The 22,851-nt window shown below is 70.1% G+C and carries 22 protein-coding genes; 11 read left to right on the forward strand and 11 right to left on the reverse strand.

Features of this window, described 5'->3' with window-relative positions; genetic code table 11:
* Nucleotides 1-27: 27 nt before the first annotated feature.
* From glgA to D7V77_RS12895, 3 genes are read left to right on the forward strand one after another with little or no spacing between them, the layout of a single operon-like run.
* Nucleotides 28-1,461, forward strand: coding sequence for a glycogen synthase GlgA (gene glgA, locus D7V77_RS12885; RefSeq protein WP_120576596.1), 1,434 nt, complete (start codon nucleotides 28-30; stop codon nucleotides 1,459-1,461).
* 36 nt (nucleotides 1,462-1,497) lie between these two features.
* Nucleotides 1,498-2,415, forward strand: coding sequence for a serine/threonine-protein kinase (locus D7V77_RS12890; protein ID WP_120576575.1), 918 nt, complete (start codon nucleotides 1,498-1,500; stop codon nucleotides 2,413-2,415).
* Nucleotides 2,415-2,906: a hypothetical protein gene (locus tag D7V77_RS12895; protein ID WP_120576576.1), complete on the forward strand. Its 492-nt coding sequence runs from the start codon at nucleotides 2,415-2,417 to the stop codon at nucleotides 2,904-2,906. The genes D7V77_RS12890 and D7V77_RS12895 overlap by 1 nt, the downstream gene beginning before the upstream one ends.
* A 4-nt stretch (nucleotides 2,907-2,910) precedes the next feature.
* On the opposite strand, the gene D7V77_RS12900 is transcribed toward D7V77_RS12895, so the two are convergent.
* Nucleotides 2,911-4,272 (reverse strand): hemolysin family protein, encoded by a 1,362-nt coding sequence (locus D7V77_RS12900; RefSeq protein WP_120576577.1) that lies wholly within the window; start codon nucleotides 4,270-4,272, stop codon nucleotides 2,911-2,913.
* A gap of 55 nt (nucleotides 4,273-4,327) precedes the next feature.
* Here D7V77_RS12900 and D7V77_RS12905 point away from each other — a divergent pair, with 55 nt between their 5' ends.
* The 4 genes from D7V77_RS12905 to D7V77_RS12920 all read left to right on the forward strand — a co-directional run bounded on the left by D7V77_RS12905 (nucleotide 4,328) and on the right by D7V77_RS12920 (nucleotide 7,149).
* A complete protein-coding gene (locus tag D7V77_RS12905; RefSeq protein WP_120576578.1) occupies nucleotides 4,328-5,131 on the forward strand; it encodes a hypothetical protein in 804 nt (267 codons plus the stop codon).
* Between the two features lie 63 nt (nucleotides 5,132-5,194).
* On the forward strand, nucleotides 5,195-6,199 hold the full coding sequence (locus D7V77_RS12910; RefSeq protein ID WP_120576579.1) for a hypothetical protein: 1,005 nt from the start codon (nucleotides 5,195-5,197) through the stop codon (nucleotides 6,197-6,199).
* 93 nt (nucleotides 6,200-6,292) lie between these two features.
* Entirely contained in the window at nucleotides 6,293-6,892 is a 600-nt protein-coding gene (locus D7V77_RS12915; protein WP_120576580.1) for a hypothetical protein, read from the forward strand.
* A complete protein-coding gene (locus D7V77_RS12920; protein WP_120576581.1) occupies nucleotides 6,889-7,149 on the forward strand; it encodes a hypothetical protein in 261 nt (86 codons plus the stop codon). Before D7V77_RS12915 ends, D7V77_RS12920 begins: the two co-directional genes overlap by 4 nt.
* Here D7V77_RS12920 and D7V77_RS12925 read toward each other — a convergent pair.
* From D7V77_RS12925 to D7V77_RS12935, 3 genes are read right to left on the reverse strand one after another with little or no spacing between them, the layout of a single operon-like run.
* Nucleotides 7,143-8,066 carry a hypothetical protein gene (locus D7V77_RS12925; RefSeq protein WP_120576582.1) on the reverse strand — a complete coding sequence of 308 codons (924 nt, stop codon included), beginning with the start codon at nucleotides 8,064-8,066 and terminating at the stop codon, nucleotides 7,143-7,145. The genes D7V77_RS12920 and D7V77_RS12925 overlap by 7 nt on opposite strands.
* A 10-nt stretch (nucleotides 8,067-8,076) precedes the next feature.
* Complete coding sequence (gene aat, locus D7V77_RS12930) at nucleotides 8,077-8,763, reverse strand: leucyl/phenylalanyl-tRNA--protein transferase (protein ID WP_120576583.1); 687 nt, start codon at nucleotides 8,761-8,763, stop codon at nucleotides 8,077-8,079.
* Nucleotides 8,764-8,777: 14 nt separating this feature from the next.
* Entirely contained in the window at nucleotides 8,778-9,620 is an 843-nt protein-coding gene (locus D7V77_RS12935; RefSeq protein WP_169821730.1) for an LEA type 2 family protein, read from the reverse strand.
* Between the two features lie 56 nt (nucleotides 9,621-9,676).
* Between D7V77_RS12935 and D7V77_RS12940 the strand changes: the two genes are divergently transcribed.
* On the forward strand, nucleotides 9,677-10,321 hold the full coding sequence (locus tag D7V77_RS12940; RefSeq protein ID WP_120576585.1) for a hypothetical protein: 645 nt from the start codon (nucleotides 9,677-9,679) through the stop codon (nucleotides 10,319-10,321).
* 9 nt (nucleotides 10,322-10,330) lie between these two features.
* Entirely contained in the window at nucleotides 10,331-10,825 is a 495-nt protein-coding gene (locus D7V77_RS12945) for a hemerythrin domain-containing protein (RefSeq protein WP_120576586.1), read from the forward strand.
* Here the strand turns inward: D7V77_RS12945 and D7V77_RS12950 are convergent.
* Nucleotides 10,806-11,516 (reverse strand): hemerythrin domain-containing protein, encoded by a 711-nt coding sequence (locus tag D7V77_RS12950; protein ID WP_158624393.1) that lies wholly within the window; start codon nucleotides 11,514-11,516, stop codon nucleotides 10,806-10,808. The genes D7V77_RS12945 and D7V77_RS12950 overlap by 20 nt on opposite strands.
* 136 nt (nucleotides 11,517-11,652) lie before the next feature.
* On the opposite strand from D7V77_RS12950, the gene D7V77_RS12955 reads away from it, so the two are divergent.
* On the forward strand, nucleotides 11,653-13,359 hold the full coding sequence (locus D7V77_RS12955; protein WP_233596947.1) for a hypothetical protein: 1,707 nt from the start codon (nucleotides 11,653-11,655) through the stop codon (nucleotides 13,357-13,359).
* A complete protein-coding gene (locus D7V77_RS12960; RefSeq protein WP_126934066.1) occupies nucleotides 13,356-14,195 on the forward strand; it encodes a hypothetical protein in 840 nt (279 codons plus the stop codon). Before D7V77_RS12955 ends, D7V77_RS12960 begins: the two co-directional genes overlap by 4 nt.
* Nucleotides 14,196-14,268: 73 nt before the next feature.
* Here the strand turns inward: D7V77_RS12960 and D7V77_RS45680 are convergent, their stop codons facing one another.
* Genes D7V77_RS45680 through D7V77_RS12990 form a run of 6 tightly spaced genes read right to left on the reverse strand, consistent with a single transcriptional unit; the run spans nucleotide 14,269 to nucleotide 22,810 of the window.
* Complete coding sequence (locus D7V77_RS45680) at nucleotides 14,269-16,170, reverse strand: tetratricopeptide repeat protein (RefSeq protein ID WP_120576590.1); 1,902 nt, start codon at nucleotides 16,168-16,170, stop codon at nucleotides 14,269-14,271.
* Nucleotides 16,170-16,808, reverse strand: coding sequence for a hypothetical protein (locus D7V77_RS12970; protein ID WP_120576591.1), 639 nt, complete (start codon nucleotides 16,806-16,808; stop codon nucleotides 16,170-16,172). The genes D7V77_RS45680 and D7V77_RS12970 overlap by 1 nt, the downstream gene beginning before the upstream one ends.
* Nucleotides 16,805-17,308, reverse strand: coding sequence for a hypothetical protein (locus D7V77_RS12975; protein WP_216672564.1), 504 nt, complete (start codon nucleotides 17,306-17,308; stop codon nucleotides 16,805-16,807). Before D7V77_RS12975 ends, D7V77_RS12970 begins: the two co-directional genes overlap by 4 nt.
* Complete coding sequence (locus tag D7V77_RS12980) at nucleotides 17,299-20,568, reverse strand: tetratricopeptide repeat protein (RefSeq protein ID WP_120576593.1); 3,270 nt, start codon at nucleotides 20,566-20,568, stop codon at nucleotides 17,299-17,301. The genes D7V77_RS12975 and D7V77_RS12980 overlap by 10 nt, the downstream gene beginning before the upstream one ends.
* Nucleotides 20,565-22,178 carry a hypothetical protein gene (locus D7V77_RS12985; protein ID WP_120576594.1) on the reverse strand — a complete coding sequence of 538 codons (1,614 nt, stop codon included), beginning with the start codon at nucleotides 22,176-22,178 and terminating at the stop codon, nucleotides 20,565-20,567. The genes D7V77_RS12980 and D7V77_RS12985 overlap by 4 nt, the downstream gene beginning before the upstream one ends.
* Complete coding sequence (locus tag D7V77_RS12990; RefSeq protein WP_120576595.1) at nucleotides 22,175-22,810, reverse strand: outer membrane beta-barrel domain-containing protein; 636 nt, start codon at nucleotides 22,808-22,810, stop codon at nucleotides 22,175-22,177. The genes D7V77_RS12985 and D7V77_RS12990 overlap by 4 nt, the downstream gene beginning before the upstream one ends.
* Nucleotides 22,811-22,851 lie beyond the last annotated feature (41 nt).

A 22,851-nucleotide genomic window follows, 5' to 3' on the forward strand; every position in this document is an offset into this window, starting at 1 on the left:
CGGGACTCGCACGCAATGGCGGGACTCATGAAGATCCTCTTCATCGCCTCGGAGGTCACCCCCTTCTCGAAGACGGGGGGACTGGGCGACGTGGCCGGGGCCCTGCCCACGGCGCTCGCCGGGCTGGGGCACGACGTGAAGATCGTCACGCCCCGCTACCAGGACGTGCGCAACACCGGACACTTGCTGCCCACCGGCCAGTCCCTGGTGCTGCGCTTCCCCTTCGGTGAATCAGGCGGCCCCATCCTGTCCGCGCGCCTCTCCGAACGCCTGGAGGTCCTCTTCCTGGAGAACGAGGCCTTCTACGGCGGCCGCAAGGGCCTCTACGGCGACGCGGGCAGTGAGTTCGCGGACAACCCCCGCCGCTTCGCCTACCTGTGCGTGGGCGCGCTCCAGGCCGCGCAGCGCCTGCGCTTCTTCCCGGACATCATCCACCTGCACGACTGGCAGACGGGCCTGGTCCCCGTGGCCCTGCGCCGCGGCTTCCAGGGCACGCCGCTCGCGAAGGCGAAGTGCGTCTTCACCATCCACAACCTGGCCTACCAGGGGCAGTTCCCCAAGCGGACCATGGAGGACCTGGGGCTGCCGTGGGACCTCTTCACGCCGGAGGGCGTGGAGTTCTACGACCACGTCAACTTCCTCAAGGCGGGGCTCGTCTACTCCGAAGCGCTCACCACCGTGTCGCCCACCTACGCGCGCGAAATCCAGACGCCGGAGCAGGGCTACGGGCTGGATGGCCTGCTGCGCCGCCGCTCGCACGCGCTCACCGGCATCATCAACGGCATCGACGCGCACGAGTGGAACCCCCAGACGGACTTCTTCCTGCCCGCGCGCTACGGCCCGGAGGACATGACGGGCAAGGCGGTGTGCAAGCGCGCCCTGCTGGAGCGCTTCGGCCTGCCCACGGAAGGCAACGCGCCGGTGTTCGGCATCGTCAGCCGGCTGGCGTGGCAGAAGGGCGTGGACCTGCTGCTGGAGACGCTGCCCGCGGCGCTCCAGGGGGACCTGAAGTTCGTGGCGGTGGGCAACGGCGACCCGACCCTGGAGGCGGGCCTGAGGGCGCTGCAGGCCCGCCACCCGAAGCAGGTGGGCGTGCACATCGGGTTCGACCCGGCATTGTCACATCTGGTGGAGGCCGGGTCGGACTTCTTCCTCATGCCCAGCCGCTACGAGCCGTGCGGCCTGAACCAGATGTATTCACTGCGCTACGGCACGGTGCCCATCGTCCGGGCCACGGGCGGGCTGGTGGACACGGTGGAGGGGGGGCTGGACGGCAACGGCATCCTCTTCGAGTCCTTCCACCGCTCGGCGCTCCTGGCCGCCATCCGCCGGGCGCTCTCCCTGTACGCGGACCCCGCACGGCTGGGGGACTTCCAGGTGCGGGGCATGGGGAAGGACTTCTCCTGGACCGCGTCCGCCCGGAAGTACGAGGCCCTCTTCAGCTCCCTGGTGGCGGAATAGTGGGGCCGCTCCCGGATCCGCGTTAATCTTGGCCCCGTGGCGGAAGCTCCGGACCTGGGTGGCTATGAAGTGGTCGGCCGGCTTGCGGTCGGAGGCATGGCCGAGGTGTATCAGGCGCGTCCCCGTGAGACGACCCAGCGCTCCCCGGGCGAGCCCGACGAAGTGGTCATCAAGCGGCTGCACCCGTCCTTCCGCAACGACCCCGCGTATGTGAAGGCCTTCGTCGACGAGGCGAAGCTGACGGTGCGCCTGCGCAACGCGCACATCGTGCGGACGTTCCGGCTGTTCCGCGCCGGGCCGGACTACCTCATGGTGCAGGAGCTCGTGAGTGGCCGGACGCTGGGCTACATGCAGGAGCTGCTGCTCAAGGCGGGCGCCGCGATGCCGCCGGAGTCCGCCTGCTACATCGCGTGGTGCATCCTCAAGGCGCTGGACTACATCCACCGCGCCAAGGTGGGGGAGAACGGCGCCACCATCGTCCACCGCGACGTGAACCCCGCCAACGTGCTCCTGGGCGTCCAGGGCGACGTGAAGCTCACCGACTTCGGCGTGGCGGAGGTCGAGGGGATGATCCGCGGCGACTCCGGCGCGCTGCGCGGCACGCTGCCGTACATGAGCCCGGAGCAGGTGCTGGGGCAGGCGGTGGACGCCCGCACGGACCTGTACGCCGTGGGAGTCATCCTCTGGGAGCTGTGGGCCGGCCGCCGCCTCTTCACCGGCGACAACGAGGCGCAGTTGATGCACCAGGTGCGCGACGCGCGCGTGCCGCTCTTGTCCACGCTGTCTCCGGACCTGCCGGACTACGCGGCGCGGGTGGCGCGCAAGGCGTTGTTCGCGGACCGGGCCCGCCGCTTCCAGTCCGCGGGGGAGTTCATCAAGGCGCTGGAGGTCCTGGCGCGCCGCGCGAGCTGGCCCCTGACGGTGGAGGCGCTGCAGCCTCTGTTGGGCGGCTGATGCGCTCGCGCCGGGCGGTGCTCGGGCTGGGCCTGGCCGGCATCTCCTGCCTGGCCGGCTGCCTGGGCGTGGTGCCCTTCCGGCCGCGCGCCTACGACGAGGCGGTGCGGGTGGAGGCGATGGACGTGGCCTTCACGCGCGACGGCAGCGGGGCGCTCACGCTGAAGCTCCAGGTGGGGAACCCGTCCTCGGACGCGGCCACGCTCACCCGCGTGGACTTCGACCTGCGCGTGGACGGACGGCGCGTGGCCACGGGCGAGCAGGTGATGGGCGTGCCCCTGGACGGCAAGGGCGAAGTCCCCCTGGAGGTCTACTTCCCGCTGGCCGTGGCGCGCGGCGGCGGCCGTCCGGAGCCGGGCTCGCACGTGGTGCGGGTGGAGGGCGGCGTGGTGCTGCGCTTCGGAGGCTCCGAGCGGCGCGCGCCCTTCCGGGACACGCGCTCGCTGGACCTCGCGTGGGTGCCGGGCGGGGAGTCCAGCCCGGCGCAGTGAGCTTTCAGCTCTTCGCGTCCGGAGCCGAGCTGGAGTCGGAGGCCTGTCGCGGCGAGCCTCCCTGGCCGTCCGGGAGGCCGGGCGCGACGCTCTTGAGGCGGGACATCCGCACGCGGTCGATGCGGGCGCCCTCCTTGGTGGCCACGACGAACTGCCAGCCGTTGTAGGTGAAGCGCTCGCCCACGTCCGGCAGGTGGCCCGCCAGCGAGGACAGGTAGCCGCCCAGCGTGTCGAAGTCGCCCTCTGGCAGCGGGAAGCCGAAGAGCTTGGTGAACTGATCCACCTCCATGGCGGCGTCCACCAGCGAGCTGCCGTCGGCCATCTTCTCGACGAGCTTCTCCTCCACCTCGAACTCGTCGCCGATGTCGCCCACGATTTCGCGGAGGATGTCCTCCAGCGTGACGACGCCCATGAAGCCGCCGTACTCGTCGACGACCATGGCCATGTGGATCTTCCGCTTCTGCATGTCGCGGAGCAGGTCGCCCACGGGCTTCATCCACGGCACGAAGTGGGCGGGGCGGATGACGTCCTGCAGGACGATGAGCTCCGGGTGCTGGAGCAGCGGGATGAGGTCGCGCGCGTGCAGCACGCCGACGATGTGGTCCACGTCGTCCTTGTAGACCGGGATGCGCGAGTGGTTCTCCTCCGCCAGGATGCGCAGCACTTCATCCGGCGGGGTGGTGACGTCCACGGAGATGACGTCCGTGCGGTTGACCATCACGTCGCGGCAGCGCTTGTCGGACAGCTCGAAGATGGAGCGGATGAGCTGCGGGGCGCTCTTGTCCACCTCGTTGCGCGCGGCCTGGGCGGCGAGCAGCTTCTCCAGCTCCTCCAGGGGCGGGGGCGGCGGCTCGAAGCGCAGGGTGCGGCCCATGGTGCGGGCGCCCAGGTTGAGCAGGCCCAGCATGATGCGCATGGGCGGGTAGAGCACCGTCACCAGCAGGGACACCAGGCCCGACAGGCGCAGGGCCCAGCGCTCCGGGTTGCCGTTGGCCAGGCCGCGCAGCGTCACCTCCATGAGGCTGGCGAGCACGCCCACGAAGAGGGCGCCCGCGCACACCGTGGCGATGGGCACCCAGGTGGCCTCGGCGTAGCGGCTGAAGTCCAGCAGGCGCGGCGGGACGAAGGCGCCAATGGCGGCGGCGAGGAAGCCGGACAGCACCATGCCCAGGCGCAGGGCGGTGGCGGCGGGTTCGCGGTCCGTCTTGTGACGGAGCACCCGGCGCGCGGCGACACTCTTGCTCTCCTCCGCGAGCTCCTGGGCGCGCAGGTCGGACGTCCCATAGAGCGCGGACTCCGCGGCGGCGACCAGGGACCTCATGAAGCAGAGGGCCAGGCAGGCGACCCAGAGGGTCCAGGTAGGCATAGGGGTCCGTTCTTATCCCGTGCTAGAGGGGCATACCACCCTGGCGGGAGGCACCATGCGGGGACGTCGGATGTACGTCATTGGCGGACTGCTGGGCGCGCTGGTGGCGCCCTCGGCGGCCCTGGCCTGGCCGGTGGACCAGGCGCTGACGCTGGAGCCCGGCAAGGAGACCTTCCAGAAGCTCACCGCGGTGGACTGGGCGGAGTCCGACGCGCCCAACGTCGTCACGGCGGAGGCGCTGCCCCAGAGCGGCGAGCTGCTGCTGACGCCCCACGCCGCCGGCATCGCGCGCATGCTGCTGTACGCGGAGGGCCGCTTCGCGGTGTGGCGGGTGATGGTGGGCCCCATCGAGTTGCAGAACACCGGAACGGAACTCGCGGCGGCCAGAAAGGCGTGCCCGGACCTGAAGGCCACGGAAGGCGCGGAGCGCAGCCTCACGGCGACGGTGAACGACACCGCGTGCCGGCTGGCGTTGCGCAACTTCCTCAAGACGCACGCGTACCTGGCGAAGGAGCTGGAGCTGACGTTCGCGGTGCCGCAGCTCCAGGCGCAGCTGGAGGACTTCGAGGCGGGCATGCCGCCGGGGCTGACGGTGCGCTACAGCGGCGCGGGGCTGGTGCTGTCCGGGAAGACGGACCGCGAGGGGCACCGCAAGGCGCTGTGGGAGTTGTTCAACCGCGCCGTGGGCCGCGTGCCGCTGGAGGACCGCACGGAGGTGGAGGTGCCGCCGAAGCCGGACGACGCCGCGAAGCAGGAGGCGCTCGACGCGACGGTGTCGGACGTGCCGGGGGATGCCGGGGTGCCGCCGGCGCCGCCTCCGCCGGTGAAGCGCAAGGCTCCGCCCAAGAAGCCGCGCTGAACTTCGGAGGGCGCGCCGGAGGGCATCCGCTTGCGGTATGACCGTGGGTGGAGGTCCGACGGAATGACGAACGGAGTGAAGTGCGCGGGGTTCGCGTTGGTGCTGGCGCTGACGGTGGGGCCGGGGGCCGCGTGGGCGCAGGTGGATGAGGATGACGGCTCGGCGGTGGTGGTGGACCTGCCGGAGATAGACCGGGGCTGCCCGGTGAAGCCGGAGTTCCTGCCGATGACGCCCATGGGGCAGGTGGGTATCGACCGGCTGGGCTGGCTGGTGCACCAGGCCATCATCCCGCCCTCGAAGGACAAGTTCTTCCAGGCGGGGGCGCGAAGCCGCTCCGGGGTGAAGCCGGTGCCCATGGACCAGTCGAAGAAGCTGGGCGCGCTGGACACGACGAAGGCGCCCATCTGGGTGTTCGGCAAGGAGAAGTCGAAGGCGTGCAAGGGCACGCCCATCGCGTACTGGGCGGTGCGGATGGGGACGGACGAGGACCGCCAGACGTACCTGATGGCGGAGCTGGCGATGGAGTGTGAAGTGCTGCCGCCCGGACGGCTCGCGGGCACGCCCGTCGCGCTCCGGCAGAAGGACGAGCCCACGGGGTGCGTGCTGCGCCGGCCCAACCGGAGCCACACGGGCAAGGAGTCAGACGGCATTCCCCCGGACTACGCGGAGCACATCCCGCCGCAGGACTGCGCGGCGCCGGAGTGCGCGCGGCTGTGGGAGTACTTCGGCGTGACGGGCGAAGAGGGCGAAGGCGCGTTCGACCTGACGGTGTCCTATCTGCACCGCAACGGCAGCAACCCGTGCAACTGGGCGACGGACGACCTGTCCATGTTGTTCGTGCGAGGGCGGGAGAGCACGGCGCTGACGCCGCTCAAGCCAGGAGGCCAGCTCTTCGGAGGCCTCTGGGACTTCAGCGGCCCGCGCTTCATCCTGAGCCGGGAGATGGGCGTGCTCTACGCGTACGACTACCAGAAGCTGAAGGCCGCGCCGAAGGCCGTGCGCTACGGGAGTCCCACGGAAGAGGACCTCATCCACGCGAAGCGCACGCTGTCTCCGTGCAAGAAGTAGCCGCGCTCAGGCTGTGAAGCCAAAGCCCCTGGACGCTGCTGTCAGCATCCAGGGGCTTTTCGCGTGAAGCGCTCCAGAAGGGAGAGGTCCGCCATGCGCCTCTATCGTCCCGTTGGGCTTGCCGAGTTGTTGTTGATCTACCGGTCGGGCATGCGGCGTTTTCCACCGCGTCTGCCGGAGCAACCCATCTTCTACCCGGTGCTCAACGAGCCATATGCCCGGCAGATCAGCCGGGACTGGAACGCCAAGAGCCCCGAAGGCGCCGGCTACGTGACGGCGTTCGACGTGGAGGATGCCCACGCGGCCTCATTCGAGGTCCAGCAGGTCGGTGCCCGGATGCACCAGGAACTCTGGGTTCTGGCCGAGGCCTTGGATGCGTTCAACGATCACATCCAGGGACGGATTCGTGTGATCGCCGCGGACTTTGGTCCTCACTTCACGGGCAGGATTCCAGAGGCCTTCTCCCTGCGTGGGCAGAATGCGCGGACCCAACTGAAGACCCTGATTGGGATCCACGGGTACAACGGGATGGACTTCCACGCAGAGGTAACCGCGAACCATGAGGCCGTGTTCGCGCACGTCCCCTATTGGGAGCAGATCGCCACCGGGAACGGGCCCCAGGTGGTGGAAGCAATCCGCGAGGTGTGGAGCGGAGCCTTCCCGGAGATCCCGCTGGGGGAGGCCCGTGGATGAATTGGTCCGTCTACGCCGACTTGTCGCGCCCACTGATCGCTGCGGAGCGGCAGTCTGTCTTTGAAGCGCTTGACGAGGTCGTGCTCGATAGCGGTTGTGTCGGCCCGCAGAATGGCGGGGTCGAGGAGGTGTATTTCCGCGTGGATGCTGTCTCTGCCGCGGAAGCACGCGTGACTGCCGCGAGGCTGATGGATGTCATCCTCGCGAAGTCGGGTGTCCAAGTGCGATACGAGCTTCAGCTGCAGCCCGGCTACTGAGCGCTGGAGCCGTGGTACGTCTTGCGCAGCTTCAGGTCCGGCACATCCACCGTGCCGTTCTTGTTGTCCGTGCAGTACCAGAGCGCGCCGTGCGGAGCCTGGACGCCGCCCTTCTGCGTGCGCGTCAGCCCGTTGTAGACGGAGCCGGCGATGAGGTAGCGGAACACCTGCGGCGCGGTCGTGCTCACCAGCGTGTTGTTCTGCTGCATCTCCTTCCAGACTACGCAGTACTGCTTGAGCGCGGCCCAGGCACCCTTGGAGTAGCGCGGGCTCCCCAGCATCCAGACCTCCAACTGGGGACACATCTCTCCTTCGCCGTCGTCCGCCGCCCCGTAGTTCATCGCCTCGCAGACTTCATCCGCGCGGCTTTCGTTGAACGTCACGTCGCCCTCCGCCTGCCAGCCGGTGAGCCGTGACAGCTGGAAGCGGCGGATCATCAGCGCGTCGTCCCTCGTCAGCGACGGCGCCATGAAGGCCTGCGGCTCCGGCAGGGCGAACGTGCCTCCGCCTTGCGGCCCCACACCCGCGTCCAGCACGTAGCCTCCCCACGTGTACATGAGGAACAGCGACCACGCGTCCTTCACGAAGGCCCGGTATGAGGGCGGCGTCGCCAGCGCCAGGCCCCAGTCGAGGATGTCCGTCATCGCCGCGACGGCCCAGTCGTCCGACTCCTGGTACCAGTAGTACCAGCGATACGCCCTCGTGCCCGCCTTCGTCAGGAACGCCTGCATGCCTCGCACGGTGACGTTCTTGTGCGCGGCGAAGTCCCGCTCGTAGGTGGCGACGTGCGCGTCCAGGCACCAGAAATAGATTTTGACGCTCTGTCCCGCGCATCGTGCCGCCAGCGCCTTCGGCGCGGTGATGTCGCGGTTGCGGTCCGTCGGAGGAGGGCCAATCCAGGTGTAGTGGACGTCCATCCGGTGAAGTCTACTCTGTCCACGCCCCTCGCTGCGTGGGCTCCTTCAACGCCCGCTCTAGCGCCGTCAGGAAGCGCTTGCGCGGCCACGACTCCGCGCCGAAGCGCTCCAGGTGCTCCGTCTCCACCTGACAGTCGATGAGCTGGAAGCCCCACCCCTTGAGTCGTTCCACCGCCGTGGCGAACGCCACCTTCGACGCGTCCGGCGCCAGCGCGAACATGCTCTCCCCGAAGTACGCCGCGCCCAGCGATACGCCGTACAGCCCGCCCACCAGCACCTCGCCGTCCCACGCCTCCACCGAGTGCGCCAGCCCCAACTCGTGAAGTCGGATGTACGCCTGCTTCATCGCGTCGGTAATCCACGTGCCGTCCTGCCCCGGCCGGTGCACGCGCGAACACGCGTCGATGACCTTCGGGAACGCGGTGTCGTATCGCACCGTGTAAGTGCCCCGGTTCATCACCTTGCGCAGCGAACGGCCCACGTGAATCTTCTCCGGCTCCAGCACGAAGCGCGGGTCGGGCGAGTGCCACAGGATGGGCTGGCCCTCGCTGTACCAGGGGAAGATGCCCTGCGAGTACGCGGCCACCAGCCGCTCCGGGCGCAGGTCGCCGCCCACCGCGAGCAGGCCGCTCTTGTCCGCCTTGGCGGGTGGGGGGAACAGCTCCGGCTCGTCGTCACTCAGCAGGTAGATGGGCACGCGTGCGCGCCAGTCTAGCGGGACACGTTGAGCTTCACGTCACCCTTGAGGAAGTAGGGGACCTGCAACATGGGGCCCTTCAGCTCGCCCTTCACGCTGTAGGGCAGGACGCCCTTCCCGATGAGCGCCTTGACGCCCGGGCCCCAGGACTGGGCCGTCACCGCCACCTCCACCGGGTACACGCCCGTGGCGGACGCATCCACCGAGTCCGCCTGCGCGGTGGTGCCCTCCTCCAGGGGCTTGTCCGCGATGGCGACCTGGTAGGTCAGCGAGTCCAGCCGCAGCGGGAACGGGTTCGGGTTGCGCACGCCCAGCCGCAGGTTGATCTGCACCTCCTCCGGCGAATAGCGGGCCGCGTCCAGGCTCTCCACGATGACCTCCGGCAGCCTGGGCACGCGCACGGCGCGGCTGGCGGCGAAGGGCAGGGAGTCCTCGCTGCCGCCGGAGCGCACCACCAGCGTGCCGCGCAGCGCGATGAGCACCGTGCCGCCCTGGGCGCTCAGGCGGGCCAGGTCCTCCGGGCTCTTCACGTAGGCGGATTTCTCCTCGATGGAGAAGTCCGCGGGCGCTCCCGGCGCGAACGGCACCCCCAGCTTCGTGGAGCCCGTCTTCACCACCTGCCCGTCGGCGACGAGCTCATAGTCGGCGCGCTCCACGACGCCGTTGGCGGTGCCGGTGATTTGTCCGGTGTAGCGCACGGAGGCGTCGGTGAGCCCCTGGGAGACGACGGCGGTCTCCTGGGCCGTCAGGGCAGGGGGGCCCCCGGAGCGGACGGGGGCGGAAGCACACCCGGAGTTAAGGGCGAACAGCGCGGACACCAGGGCCATCAGGCAGGTCGAGCGATTCACAAAGGACATTCTGGGGAGGCCAGGGGCCAGTCCCAAGGGGATTTCCGCTAGACTGTCCACCAACCGTGGCTCCCCGACGTCCCAACTTCAACCGGACCCTGCGCTCCCTCATCCGGGACATCGCCGCGCGCATGCCCGAGTTCAACCACGTGAAGGTGGGCCGCATCCTGGTGGTGGCGGGCGAGGCCCGCAGGGCGTCGCGAGGCACGGTGAAGCCCCTGTGCTTCAAGGGGGGCAAGAGCATCGACAAGGCGGGGCGGCGCAAGCCGGAGGTGCGCATCCGGGGCCGCCGCATCCTGTACTGCATCACGCTGCGCCCGCTCTTCTTCCGGGGCTCCACCGCGAAGTCGCGGTTGGAAACGCTGATGCACGAGCTCTTCCACATCTCGCTTCGCTTCGACGGCACGCTGCACGCGGGCCGCCGCCACGCGAAGCTGGGCACGGAGTTCGGGCGCCGCCTGCGGCCGCTGGTGCGCCGCTACCTGAAGCTGTGCCCGGAGGCGCTGCTCGCGGACCTGGCGCACTCGGGCGAGGTGCGGGTGCTGCAGTGGCTGGAGCGCCCGGGCCCGGCCTACCACCCGCGCGCGTCGCATCGCCGCGTGCGCAAGGTCTACACGGAGGATCAGCTCTACTCCGGAGTGGCCCGCATGGTGACGCCGCGTCCTCGAGTGGTTCGCGAGGCCCACGTGCGCGACGACAAGGTGCACTGAAGGGCGTTGATGGCCGCGCCCACCGACTTCGTCAGCCTGGGAGCGCTCCACCGCGACCTAGAGGAGCTGTTCCTCCTGCACCAGGAAGCGCTGATGGGCATGGACCTGCCCGCCGCACGTGAACGGCTGTCGCGCTACCGCGAGGAGCTGACGCGGCACCTGGAGGCGGAGGAGGCGCTGCTGTTGCCGGAGCTGCCGCGCGCCGGAAGGATCCGAGGCGCCGCGCCAGAACTCTTCACCGGCGAGCACCAGCGCATGCGGGAGCTGCTGGCGAAGTGTCAGGAGGCCGTGGACGCGCTGGACGCGAGCGCTCCGGACTACCGCCGCGCGGTCTTGCGCGTGTTCGACATGGAGAGCACGTTCAAGCATCTGGAGCACCACCACTCGTTGCGCGAGGAGACGTATTTGTTCCCCGCGCTGGATGGGGTGCTGAATGAAGAGGAGCGGAAGGCGCTGTTGGCCGCGTTCCTTGAGCGCACGGCCCCTACCTCTCCGAGGGCGTGAACCGGGCGAGGTCGTGGATCCCAAGCGCGCGCTCCAACTGAGCCACCTCCTTGAGCGCGTTCTCGAAACCATCGCTCCCCAGCAGCCGGTGTTCCTGCGCTTCAAAGCGCTCGCCGAGTTCGTTGAATTGCTTCTCGTCGAAGAGGTTGCGGAAGGCGGGGAACAGGTTCGTGTCCTCGCGCGCGGCGTGCGGCCCGTACATGCGGATGAACAGGTTGAGCTTCCGCGCAGCCGCGGCTCTTGGCTGGGGTTGCGTGAGGGCGTCGCGGCCTGAGGTCGCGGCGAGGATGGACTCGGTGAGCTTGCGCCCTGCGGCGTGTTGCTCGAGCAGCACCTGAACGAGCTCCTTCTGCTGGCCTGCCTTCACCAGCCGGGGGAACACCTCTGTTTCCTCCGTTTTCTCGTGGTAGGCCTCGCCAAAGCGGCGCATGAGGCGAGTGGCCTGGGCGAGCACCTCCACGGGAGCCTTCTCTTCACGAAGGTCGAGGCGGCGAGCGATCTCCTCATAGACCAGGAGCGTGCGACGGATGATGCCGTGCTCGCGCATCAGGTCCTCGGTGGCGTTCACCTCCGCGGGCTTGGACTTGGGCGCCGCCTTGGGGGCCGCGGCAACAGCGTGGCTTGCCGTGGCTCCAACGCCCAGCAATGCGGCCGTGGACAAGAAGCGGCGACGGCTGGACGCCTCATTCATGGACATGCACCTTGTATGATTCGTTGTTTCGTCGGCCGGACCTGTCCGACAGTCGAACAGCTTTGTGCGTGGCGCGGCGGGTAGGGCGAGCGGGCAGGGGGGCCGTCGTCCTCCTGGCTCTGCCTGACGTTGAGTCGTGCGTGCTGTCCTCACGCTCGCATCCGGCCCCGGTGTGGGGCGCTGGCTCGAACGAGGTTTCCTCCTGGTGGGACGCGGGGTCTGGGTGTGGTGCTGGGCGCTCGTGGCGCTGGCGCTCGCGGGTTGCGACCCGGGGGCGGAGCTGACGCCCTGTGCCGCGGACTGCGAGGGCGCGGCCTGCGCGGCCTGTGTCACGTCCCTGCCTGAAGAGGCCGTCCGGCCCGCGCTCGCGTGTGATCAGCTCCCCGCGCCGTCACGGTGCCTGGGGCCTCGCGTGCTGGAGCGCTGCGTCGATGGCGCAGTGCACCGGGAGGACTGCGCGGAGGACACGACCTGCGTCGAATCGCCGGAGGTCGCCTGCGTTTCAGGTACGGCATGTGTCGACGGCGTCTCGCGGTGCACGGAGTCCCGGGCGTTGCAGGTGTGCACGAATGGCCGGTGGTCCACGCGGGCCTGTGACGTGGCCTGCGAAGCCACGCCCGGTCGGGGCTTCTGCGGCAGACCCGGGCCCACGTTGAGCGGCACGGTGCTCTACGCGCGCCGCTTCCCGGATGCGGAGTTCCGCGCGTGGACGCTGGACGTGGAGCCGGTGCCTGCTCGCGGGTTCCTCATCGTGTCGTTCCAGGGCACGAAGGTGCTCGACTCGCAGGTGACGGATGACGCCGGCCGCTTCACGCTGAAGGTGTCGTCCTCCTTGGGCGATGACGACCGCGTGGTCGTGTACGCCGCTGGCCGTGGACGGGACGGCGCGGTGGCCTACGCGGTGGCGGACCCCGGGCTGCCGGGCGCGCAGTCGGTGAAGGCGGTGCCGGGGGACGCGGCCCGCATCTGGAGTTGGTCGCGCACGACGCGCGAGCTGTCCGAACAACCTGCGTTCACCCTCGCCGAGTCTGAAGGCTCCGGCGCGGCGGCGGTGTTCGACGTGCTGGGCACGGCCTGGCGCCAGATGCGCGAGCGCTACGGCGGACGCGACGGCCTGCCCGTGGTGGCGTGGCTGGGCTTCGGGACGACCTGGTCCTGCGGTGCGTGCTTCGCGCCGTGGCCGGTGACGGCGGTGGGCCGAAGCTGGGACGCGCAGGTGTGGCTGCCGGGGGACTCGGATGCGGCGTGGTGGTCGGACGCGATGGTGATGCACGAGCTGGGGCACTGGGTGATGGCCAGCCGGGGCACCAGTCCGGAGGAGGGCGGGTCGCACTACGTGGGCGTGCCCACCTTCCCGGGACAGGCATGGAGCGAGGGCTGGGCCACGTGGTTCAGCGCGGACGCGCGCCGCAGTCCCCGCTACTTCGACCGGCAGGGCGGGACGCTGTTCTGGGTGGACCTGTCCGCGCGAGCCTCCTCGGTGAGCCCGTGGACGCGGCCCCGCGCCGAAGATGGCCTGCTCCAGCCCGTGGACGAGAACGAGGTGGCCGCCATCCTCTACCGCACGGCCGCCGGTACACCGTCGAGTCAGCCCCTCTACGACGCGCTCGCCGCGCCCTCGATGAACCGAGCGCCCTGGGCGCGCGGCTACACGCGACACACCTGGACGCGGGATGAGAAGGGCGCGCTCACGGACGTCGTGGACACGGGCAGGTCCTCACCGTGTCTCGCGGACTTCCTGGACGCGCTGATGTGCCAGGGCTTCCCGAGCACCCGTGTCGACGCCGCCACCGAACCCGCCACCGCCTTCCCGTATCCGAGCCACGAGCCCCTGTGTCCATGAAGCTCCCTCGTCCGATGCCGCGAAGCCGACGGTCCACGACCCTGAACCTCCTGCGTCCCTTGATGCGCAAACGCGTGGCGGGGGCCGTGCTGGCATTGGCGCTCGTTGGAGCACTTTCCGCGGGCATGGCGTCCGGCGTGGACCGGGTGCGGCGCAAGAAGCCACCAAGGCCTTCCGAGTCACCTCCTCAGGCGCAGGAGAAGCCCGTCCACGCGTCCTCTCCAACGCTCCTCGCGTCCGCGCGGTCGGTGGCGCTCCCCGCGTACGGAAGGGATACGTGGGACGTGAAGTCGCGCGTGCGTCAGGGCTCGCGGCCTGTCCCGGCGAAGCCACACGTCAGGGATGCGGCGACAACCCCTTCGTCCACGGTGCTCATGCGAGGCCCGGAGGACGACGCCACGGCCACGGACAGCCCCGCGTCACGGCTCACGGTGCTCCCCGCCACGGCGCGCATCCCGGCGCCGCTGCACGTCTCCTGGCGGGTGGTGGATGCCAGCGCGGACACGGTGCGGCTCGTCGCGCGGCTGGACCGGAGCCCGGGCTTCACCGCGCCCGTGGAGGTCTCCCTGCTCGTGCCGCCGCGAACGGTTCTCCGGGAAGGCCCCAGGTCGCCCATCGTCCTGGACGGGGAGACGCGGGAAGTGCCCTGGACCCTGGGCCTGCCCGCGGATGGGCGTCCCGATGACGACCTCGTGCTGCTGGCGAGCGCCGGAGGCGAGTCCTTCGGCGTCCACGCGGAGGCGCGCTACCACTTCGGCCGGACGCTCACGGAGTCTCCGCGGCCCGCGCCCATGGGGCCTCCGCTACCGGACAGCCTCATGCGAGCCCGGGAGTAGCCCCACTTCCCAGAGCGCGGGCCCCAACCTGTCCGACTGTCGGACAGGTTCGTGCGGTGCGCTCCCGCCGCGACTACGGCACGTCCACGGCCAGCTTCCGCAGCGCGGTCTTCGCGTCCGCGTGGTCCGGCTGCAACTGCACCGCGGCCTCGTACTCCTTCTTCGCCTCGGGCTTGCGGTTGGTGGCCTCCAGCAGCTGCGCGAGCGCGAAGTGCGGCTCGCCCGCGCTCGCGTCTACCTGCGACGCGCCCCGGAAGGCCTTCTCCGCCTCCGGCAACTTGCCCTGCCGGTACAGCGTGTGCCCCAGGTACAGCAGGCCCAGCGAGTTGCGCGGCTCCACCGCCAGCACGTCGCTCAGCACCTGGAGCGCCTTGGTTTCGTCGCCGCCGCGCAGGTACAGGAAGCCCAGCTCCGCGCGGGCCTCCAACTGCGCGGGGTCCTTCGCCACCACCGCCTCCAGCTCCGGCACCGCCAGGTCCGGCCGGCCGCGCCGCGAGTGCAGGATGCCCAGCCGCGCCAGCGCCGCCGTCTCCGCCTCTTCGCCTGGCGCGGGCGTGAGCAGCTTCTCCGCCGCCGCGTAGTCGCCCATCGCGAGCAGCAGGTCCGCCAGGCCCAGCTTCGCCGCGCGGTGCTTCGGATCCTCCTGGAGCACGGCCTCGTAGAGGGGCCGCGCCTGGGCGCCCACGTGCTTCTTCGCGTACGCCTCCGCCAGCATCAGCCGGTTCTCCACCGTGGGCTGGAGCTTCACGCAGGCCGAGTACTGCGCGATGGCGCCCTCCAGGTCGCCCTTGGCCTTGAGCGCGTCGCCGTAGCCCGCGCGCACGCCGGGCTCGTCCGGGAAGGTCTCCACCGCCGTCTTCAGCGTGGCCACCGCGTCGTCCACCTTGCCCAGCTCCAGGTACGCGCGCGCCAGGCCCTGGTAGGACTCCGTCGTCTTCTTGCCGTCGTCGGCGCTCTTCTCGATGGCCTTCTGGAACGCGGCCACCGCCTGCGTCTTCTTGCCCTGCGCCAGGTACAGCTGGCCCAGCTGCGTGTACGGGCCGCTCGCGCGGCGGGGCTCCAGCAGCAGCGCCTTCTCGAAGGCCTTCGTCGCCCGGGCGTTCTCCCCCAACTGGAAGCACGCGAGCCCCAGGTTGAAGTGCGCCTCCGCGTACTTCGGATCCAACGTGATGGCCTTCTGGAACGCCTCCGCCGCCTTGCGCGCGTTGCCCTGGCCGTCCAGCACCACGCCCAGGTTGTTCTGCGCGCGCGCGTGCTTCGGATCCGCCTTCAGCGCCGCCTGGTACTCGGAGAACGCGCCCGTGACGTCGTTCTCCCGCATCAGCACGACGCCCAGGTTGTAGTGGGCCTCCGCGTCGCTGTCCTTCTGGCGGATGGCCTCGCGCAGCGTCTCCTTCGCCTCCGCGGCCAGCCCCTTCTCCGCCAGCGCCTTGCCCAGGTTCACCCGAGCCACCTGGAGCGCGCCGTCCAGCTTCAGCGCCTCGCGGTACGCCTCGATGGCGTCATCCGTGCGGTTGGCGCGCTGGAGCACCTCGCCCAGATTGAAGCGCAGCTCCGCGTCCTTGGGCGCCAGCTCCGTCGCCACGGAGTACTGGGTAATCGCCTCGTCCGTGTCGTCCTGGATGCGCGCCAGCAGGCCGCGCTCCGAGCGCAGCGTGGCCTCCTCCGGGAAGGCCGCGAGCGCCGCGTCCAGCACCGCCTTGGCCTTGGGCACGTCACCGGACAGCCGCAGCGCCCGCGCCAGCGCGACCTTCGCGGGCACGCCGTCCGGCGTGAGCCCCACCAGCTTCGTCAGCGGCGCCACCGCGCGGCGCGCCTGGTTCTGCGACAGGAAGGCCGTGCCCAGCTTGTAGAGCGCGTCCGGGTCGTCCGGGAGCTTGTCCGCGCGCGCGGCGGGCTTCTCCGGCGGAGGTGCCTCCGGGGCGGGAGCCTGGGCCGTCAACAACTGGAGGAGGAGGACTCCGGCTTTCGTCATCACAGGTTCTCCACGTACGGGCTGGCGCGCGCGTCGAAGGTCTTCTTGGCCAGGGCGGCCTTCTTCGCCTCCCACGCCTCCTTCGCCGTCTGCGCTTCCTTCGTGTCCCCCCCGAGGTTCGCGCGCTCTTCCTTCACGGCGGCCTCGCACTCGGACACCTGCTGCTCGAAGTCCTTCGGCTCCAGACGCTCACTGCCCTGCACCTTCGCCTTGCGCGCCGACGTCAGCCGCGCCAGCTCGAAGCGGGCGAACGCGCAGCGCAGGGACAGCTTCTCCACCTCGCGCAGCCCCACGTTGAGGCGCTGGTGCGCGCGCAGGTACTCCACGCGGGCTTCCGACTCCGCGATGGCCAGCTGCGCCACCTCGCGGGAGGACGCGTCCTGCGCGCGGTCCTCCTCGTCCTCGGCGGCCTCCTGGCGGGACTTGGCCCGGCGGATGTTGTCTCGCGCGCGGTTGACTTCGTTGTCCGCCTCGTCCACCCGGTCGATGGCCAGCGCCAGGTCGTTCTCCGCCTCCAGCAGCTCGATGCGCGTCTCGTACGGCAGCTTCTTCACCAGCGCGTCCGGCACGCGCATGCCGTAGCTCGGGCCGCAGGCGGCGGTCAGGAGGGACAGGCTGAGGAGCAGGTGGCGCTTCATGGAGCGATGGCCTCGAAACGGCTGAAGATGGTCCGGCCGGAGTAGACGTCGGTGCCGTTGGTGAACGTGACGCTGAACTCGCCCGACACCCGGTCCCCGGTGTTTTTCGGAAGGGACTTCACGAAGAGGTTGCCGCGCACGAGCGGCGGAAACGGACGCACCGGTTCGTCCAGCACGCTGCGGTCCACGCTGCCCCGCTGCGAGCCGTCGTCCAGCGCCTGTGCCAGGTCGATGTCCAGCGAGCCCGCGTACTCGTTGTCCGGCAGCATGTCCGCCACCCGCGCGCTCACCTTCAACACCACGTCCTGCCCGCTGCCCTGCGTGTTGACGAAGCTCACCGCCAGCGTCCCCTCCGCCAGGGCCGCCTCCGTGCGCTGGTAGCGCAGGTCGATGAGCTCCGTCACGCTGCCCTCCAGCTTGCCGCCCTCGTCACCACACGCGGTGGCGACGAGCGCGAACAGCACCGGGGCGATGCGGCGGAAGGGCGCGCTCACTTGCATGCCTTCCATCCCGCGTCCACGTCCGGACCGTTGAGCGTGCCCATGTCCTTGAGCACGGCCAGCTCGCGGCGCGCGCCGTCCGTGTCGCCGAAGCGGCAGCGCAGCGCGGCCAGGTTGAGGCGGGCCTTGTCGTAGGTGGGGTCCGCCTCCAGCGCCTTGGCGTACGCCTCGCGGGCGCCCATGGCATCCCCCAGGTTGAGCATGGCCCAGCCCAGCGCCGCGTGCGCGGACGCGCGCGTGTCCTGCAGCTCCGTCACGCGCCCGAAGGTCAGCTGCGCCATGCCGTACTGGTGCGCGTCCAGGTAGCCCATGCCCAGGGCCTCCAGCGCCTCCGCGGTGAGCACCTTCTCCGCCTTCTTGCGCAGGTCCTCCAGCGCCGCGGGCTGCGTGGGCGCGGCCGGCTGCGGCACCGGCAGCGCGGCCACGTCCGTGCGGCTGCGGCAACCCACCACCGCCGCGTTGAAGACCTCCAGCGACTCCGCGCGGGACAGACACGCCTTGAAGGCTTCGTCCGAGCGGGCCTTGAGCGGCCCCACCTGCTGCTTCACCGCGTCCTGGAACTGCTTCGTCTCCGCGGCGGACAGCCCGCCGGGCACCGGCGTCTGGTCCACCACGTCCGCGATGTGGCCGTACGCCAGGGCAATCTTCCACAGCGACGCCACCGCCCACTCCGGATACCCGAGCGACGCGGCCTGCGTGTACACGCCCTCCATGGCCTGGAGCGCGGCGACCTTCTCCTCCACCTTGTCCGCGGGCAGGTCCTTGTAGCCGCGGTACAGAATCTCACCCAGGTACCAGAGTCCCTTGGCCGCTTCCTCCGTCTGGCCGTTGGGGCCCTGCACCGCGGCGGTGAGGGTGGAGATGAGCGCGTCCGGCGGAGCGGTGGGCGCGGTGGTGGCCTGCACCTCCGCGAGCACCGCCGCGGCGGCCACGTTGTTCTTGTCCAGCTTGAGCGCCGTCTCCGCCGCCGTCTTCGCGCGCGAGTAGTCCTTCTGCTTCAGGCGCGTCTCGGCGAGCAGCGACAGCACCTCGCCCTTGCGCGCGCCCGCGGCCTCCGACGCCGTCTCCAGGTTGCGGGACGCTTCCTTGTACTCACCCAGCGCGATGCGCAGGCGGGCACCGGCCATCCAGCCGTCCACCGACGCCAGGTCGCCCGTCAGCTTCTGGCCCACCTGTTCGAACCAGCCGGCCGCCTCGTTGAAGGCCGCCGCCTCCGCCGCGTGCCGGCCCAGCGTCAGCAGCACGTCCGACAGGTACTGGCTCTTCGGGTAGGACTGCACCAGCTTCGCGCCCAGCTCGCGCTCGCGCGGCAGGTCGCGCTTCTCGCGCGCGGCGGTGAACGCGCCGTAGAGCGCCTTCTCGCCGATGTCGCTGTTCTTGTTCTCGTCCGCGACCTTCATCAGGCCTTCGATGACGTCGCCCGTCTCCTGCGCGCTCTGCAGGGCCAGCTCGTCCAGGGCCTCGGCCTTGCTCTGCGTGAGGATCTTCTGCACTTCACCGCGGAAGTTGGACGGCAGCGAGGACGCGAGGAACTTGCGGCCCGTCTCGTCCAGCTTCTTGAAGTCGTTCACCTGCCGCAGGCTGTCCAGGGCCAGGTTGCCCGCCACCGGCGCGTCCTTGTACTGCGGGTGCGCCAGCGCGAACGCGGTGAACAGCTCCGCCGCCTTCGGGTAATCGCCGTCCTCGTAGTAGGCGCGCGCGATGTTGAACTTCACGTCCAGCACGTGCGGGCTCTGCGGGTAGCGCGACACGTAGTTCGCGCCCAGGAGCTTCAGGGCCTGCCGAGCGTCCGCCACTTCGAAGGCGTTGCGCTTCTGCGCCTCCTCCGGCTTGAGCGTGGAGAAGTGGGCCAGGAGCGCGCCGTACATGGCGGTGTCCACGGCCTTGCCGTCCTTGGCCTTGTCCTCGTAGCGGGCCAGCTCCTCGAACTGGCGCGCGGCCTCCGGGAACTCCTTGGCGGCGAAGAGCGCGTCCGCGCGGTTCTTCATGATGGGCCGCACGTACTGGTCCGGCCGGAACAGCCCCAGGTACTCGCGGTAGGCGGCCGCGGCCTTCAGGTACAGGTCCCGCGAGTCCGCCTTCTGCGCGGCCAGGTGCACCTGCGTGGACAGGTCGCGCGCCATCTCCTCCGTCTCCGCGAGCTGCTTCTTGCGGTCGGACTCCGACATCTCCGGGTCTGTCTTGCTCTGCACCGCGGCGCGCACGAGGAAGCGGATGTCCTCCGGCTCCGGCATCACCTTGCCCTTGGCGGCCTTGAGCGAGTCGTACAGCTTCTGGCTCCGCTCCAGGTCCATCTCAGGGTCGGGCTGCACTTCCATCAGCTTGCGCAGCGTGGGGATGGCCCACTCGTACTGCTGCTTGATGAAGTAGCGGTTGCCCAGCTTGTCCAGCGCGAGCGCGTACGTGGCGCGGCCTTCGCTGAGCTTCTCGAAGTAGTTGAGCGCGCCCTTGGGGGGCTTGGCCTCCGTGTAGCTGTAGACCAGGTCCAGCAGCGCCTCGCGCTTGACGTTGAGCGCCTTCTTCACGTCCACGCCGGGCAGGGGCGCGCTGGCGGCCGCCGCCTCGAAGAACGTGACGGCCTCCGCGTGCTTGGCCTGGTTCACGCGGATCCAGCCCATCTTGTAGCGGGCCAGGTCGTGCACCGGCGACGGCGGCAGCTCCAGGATGGCCTGGTAGTGCTTCTCCGCCTCGACGAGCTCCGCCTTGTCGAAGAAGTGGTCACCGAGAATCTGCTCGGCTTCCAGGCGCAGCGGGCTGTTGGGGAACTTGCGCGTCAGGTCCCCCAGCGTCTTGAGCATCTCGTCGAACTGGCCCAGTTCGCGCTGCTCGTGCGCCAGGTAGAACGTCACCTGGTCCCCGTCCTTGAAGTCCGGGTACTCGCGCAGCAGGCGGTAGTACATCTGCACCGCCTTCTGCTTCATCAGGCGCGTCTCCGGAGAGACGATGGCGCCGGTAGCGCCCTCCGGCCGGGTCTCCGCCTGGAGGTAGTAAACGTAGCGGCTCTTCTCGACGTAGAGCTCCGCCAGCCGGAACTGCAGGTCCGGCAGGTAGGGGGCGTTGCGGCTCTTGGAGATGAGCTTCTCGGTCTCGCCGATGGCGCGGTCCACCTTGAAGATGTCGCGCTTCAGCTTGGCGACGAGCTCCTCGCGCTCCTTCGCCTTGGACACGATGGGGTTGGTGTTGGGCCCAACACGGCCAGGGCCGGGGGCCGCGGCCGCGAGCAGCGCGGCGGTGATGAGTCCGGTGAACGGGCCGGTCATGGGGTTTCCTCGATGCAACGGCTCTCGATGCGGACCCGGTAGGACTTGAGCTCGTCGTTCCAGTATTCGTTGTCGAACTTGAAGGCGACCTGCGCGGGCGACAGCAGCTCTTCCTCCTGCGCCGCCACCACCTGCGCGCCCTTCTTCACGCGCTCGTACAGCTTGAGGCCGACCTCGTACTCCATGAGGCGCACCTGTTCGGCGGCGCGCAGCAGCGTGTCCGCTTCCTGGCGCACGGCGTCCTGCAGCCGCGCGTCGTACACGCGCACGGCCTCCGCGTGGGACAGGTCATAGACGCGCGTCAGGTGTCCGAAGAGCCGGTCGCCGAAGCTGCCGGCGTAGCGGCCCAGGCGCTCGCCCTCCAGGTCCAGCAGCGACACGAACTTCGCGGCGCGCTGGGTGCCTCCGTGCGCGTTGGCGGCGCGGCGCAGGCGGGCGTCCTGGCTCAGGTCCTCGCGGTTGCGAACGGACTCCAGCGAGTCCGCGTACCGGCGCGTCAGCTCCTTCGCCGCGCGCTTGGCGGGCAGGTAGTGGCACAGGTCGCGGAAGATGAGCGCGCGCAGCAGGTACTTGTCCGGCATGAACTCATCGCGGAAGGACGGCGCGTCCAGCGTGGTGAGGATGCCCAGCGACGCACGCAGCTCGCCCAGCTTGTAGCGGGTCCACGCCTCCTCCAGGTAGAGGCTGGCGCGGCCGGGGTCCAGCTCCGGCAGCTTCACCTTGCCGTACGCTTCCAGCGCGCCGGGGAAGTCCTTCTTCTCGTAGCGCAGGCGGGCCACCGCGAGCGCCGCCTCGTTGCGCGCCTCGCGGGTGAGCTTCTCGTCCTGGGACAGGCCGAGGAAGTCCTTCACCATCTCCTCCGGCGGATCCTTCACCTGCTTGAGCCGGGTGACGAGCAGCGCGAACTTCGCGCGGCTGGCCTCCGCGCTCGTCTCCGGCAGCTTGGAGAAGTGCGTGTTCGCCCAGCGCTCGTTGCCCACGCGCAGGTCCACCAGGCCCTGCTGGTAGTGCGCGTAGGCGCCCGTCTCGTCCGGGAGGAAGCCCAGGTCGAGCGCGCCGAAGACCTGCTCGTCGATCATCACCTCGTCGTGCGGCCGGTCCGTCAGCCCCTTCAGCGCGTCCAGCGCGCGAGGCAGCACGTTGGGGTTGGAGCGCTCACGCGCGATGCGCGCCAGGTACGTCGCGCCCGCGTGCGTGAGGCCCAGGTCGATGAGGCTCCGCGCGAGGAAGTACTGGCCCCACGCGTAGTTGTCGTCCGTGCGCGGCGTTGCCTGGAGCCACGCGTACAGCGGGCCCGCGGCGTCGCGAGGCTTGCCGTCGAAGTAGGCCTTGAGCGCGTTGTCGAAGGTCTCTGGCGGCACCTTCTGCGGCGGGGGCGGAGGCGCCTCCGCGACGGCGGCCTTGGCGGGAGCGGGCGTGCCAGCGGCGGTGCCCGCGTCCGTGGGACCGGTTGTGCCCGCGTCCGTGGCGGCGGCTGGGGCCTTCGCGCTGGCGGCCGGTGGGGGTGGCATGGGCAGCGTGCCCGCGTCCGGTGCCGCGCGGGCGACCGTCGGGGACACGAGGAGCGCGGCGCTGGCGAGCGCGGCGACGATGAGCGGGCGGGACGTCATTCCGTGGCGCCGAAGTTGAAGGCCGTCCCAATCTGCACGGTGGGCACGTTGATGATGCGCGACGCGCCCGCGAAGACGGTGTTGTTGGTGACGTCCAGGCGGAAGGACACGTTCTGGCTGGAGAACATGCGCACGCCCAGGCCCAGGTTGACGGCGGGACGGAAGCCGTCGCTGCGGTCCACCTTCACCACCGTGCCGCCCGCCAGGAGGAAGACCTCGAAGTGGATGACGTTGGAGTTGAGGAAGGACGTCTTGCCGTACAGCGGGCTCCACATGAGGTCGGAGCCCACCATCCACTGCACCTGGTCCTCGAAGGCGGTGGCGGTGGGGGCGGCGTCGAAGTCACGCTCCAACTGGCGGCGCAGGCTGGTCTGCACGTTGTAGCTGTACGTGCCGCGGCCCACCTGCCACGCGACGCTGTCGCTGAAGTGGTACGTGTAGCCGACGGTGCCGATGAGCCCCTTGTAGAAGGCATCCGCGGGCAGCACGCCCACGCCGAGCGAGAGCTCGTGGTGCATGCGGTAGAGCCGGTCCTGCACCGCGGAGACGGTGCCGGGGTTCTCGAGTTCCTCGGCCTGGGCGCGCGCGAGGCCGGGCACCAGGCACAGGAGGGAGAGCAGGAGGAATCGCACGGGGACTTTTTCCTGTCAGGTGGCGGGGGACGACGTGGGGT

This window comes from Corallococcus sp. CA041A, from assembly GCF_003612075.1.
GTDB lineage: Bacteria > Myxococcota > Myxococcia > Myxococcales > Myxococcaceae > Corallococcus > Corallococcus exiguus.